Genomic DNA, 1,710 nt, shown 5'->3' on the forward strand with positions numbered 1-1,710 from the left:
CCGGTGCGCCGGGTGCGGGTCGCGCCGAGGCCGTGGGCGCCGGCCGCGCGGCTCGCTAGGGTCGAACGCGTGCGCGGCGACGAGCAGCGGGTGCACCACGCCGACGTGGCCGGACGATCGGTGGCCTGGACGGCGACCGGCTCCGGCCCGCCGCTCGTCGTCGCCGGCTGGTGGTCCAGCCACCTGGCCGTCGACTGGCGCGACGCGCGGTTCCGCCGGTTCGCGGACCGGCTCGGGGAGCGCGTCCGGGTCGTCCGGTACGACCGGCCGGGCACCGGGCTCTCGGACCGTGACGGTCCGCCCCCGGCCTCCCTCGACGAGGAGGTCGCCGTGCTCACGGGGCTCGTCGAGGCGCTCGGTCTCGACGACGTCGCGATGCTGGGCGCGAGCTCCGGTGCCGCTGTGGCTGCCGGAGCCGCCGCGGCCCTGTCCTCGCGCACGCGCGGGTCCGTGCGGCGCCTCGTCCTCTACGGCGGCTACGCCCGGGGCGCGGACATCGCGTCCGCCGAGGCGCGGGCCGCGATGCTCGACGTCGTCCGCGGTCACTGGGGCCTGGGGTCGCGTGTCCTGGCGGACGTCTTCATGCCGGGCGCGACCGCGACGGAGCGCGACCGCTTCGCGCGCTTCCAGCGCACGTTCGGCACGCCCGAGGAGGCCGCCACCCAGCTGCAGCACGCCTACGGCCTCGACGCGCGCGCGGTGCTGCCCGCGCTGGCGGCGATCCCGACCCTCGTGCTCCACCGACGGCACGACCGCGCGATCCCGTTCGTGCTGGGCGAGGACCTCGCGGCGCGGATCCCGCACGCCGAGCTGGTCGAGCTCGCCGGCCAGGACCACTTCCCGTGGCTCGGCGACACGACGGCGGTGACCGAGGCGACGCTCGCGCACCTCGAGGGCAGGGACGTCGCGGCCGCGTCGGGCCCCGCCGGGCACGACGTCGCCCTGACGCCGCGCGAGCTCGAGGTGCTCCGGCTCGTCGCCGCGGGGCTCACCGACGCCGAGATCGCCGGTCAGCTCGTGCTCAGCGTCCACACGGTGCACCGGCACGTGGCCAACATCCGCGCCAGGCTGGGTGTCACGTCGCGCGCCGCGGCCGCGGCGTGGGCCGCCCGGCACGCCGGGCTGTGACCGGTCCGCACGGGCTGCGACCGACCCGCCGCACGACCCGTCGCCGTCCGGTCAGGCGGTCGCGACGAGGCGCTCGAGCGCGGCGCGCGCCGGCGGTCCCCACGTCGGCTTGCCACCCGGGAGGCCCTGGACGCCCGCGTCACCGATGAGGACGGCCGCGAGCGCGCGACCCGCCGCCCAGGCGCGCGCCCGACGGATCACGGCGTCGTCGAGCGGGCCCTCGTAGGCCGCGCAGAAGCGCTCGACGGCGTCGGCGTCGGGCAGGAGCAGCCAGGCGGCGGAGACGTCGTAGGCCGGGTCACCCGCGCACAGGTCGCCGAGGTCGACGACGCCGCACAGCGTGCCTTCCGCGACGAGGACGTTGGCCGGGTGCAGGTCCCCGTGCAGCCACAGCCGCGGGCCGGTCCACGGTGGTGCGGCGACCCCGTCCTCCCAGACCGCGAGGACCGCGTCGGGGTCGGTCACGAGCCCGCGCTCGGCGGCGCTCGCGAGGCCGGTCGCGAGGTGCCCGCCGCGGTCGACCAGCGCACCGCCCCGGCCGCGCCCCTCCGGCGCCTCGTCGGGCGCGGGCCGGTGGAGCGC

At 78.6% G+C, this 1,710-nt stretch carries 2 protein-coding genes; one reads left to right on the forward strand and one right to left on the reverse strand.

The genetic code is table 11. The annotated features are described in order from the left end of the window. On the forward strand, nucleotides 1-1,128 hold a 1,128-nt coding region (locus ICW40_RS21195; protein WP_260459413.1), incomplete at its 5' end, for an alpha/beta fold hydrolase. A 51-nt stretch (nucleotides 1,129-1,179) separates the two neighbouring features. Here ICW40_RS21195 and ICW40_RS17845 read toward each other — a convergent pair. Continuing rightward, nucleotides 1,180-1,710, reverse strand: a 531-nt coding sequence (locus ICW40_RS17845) for a phosphotransferase (RefSeq protein ID WP_221655349.1), incomplete at its 5' end; no start/stop codon positions are given.

Source organism: Actinotalea ferrariae, from assembly GCF_019733465.1.
Classification (GTDB): Bacteria; Actinomycetota; Actinomycetes; order Actinomycetales; family Cellulomonadaceae; genus Actinotalea; species Actinotalea ferrariae_A.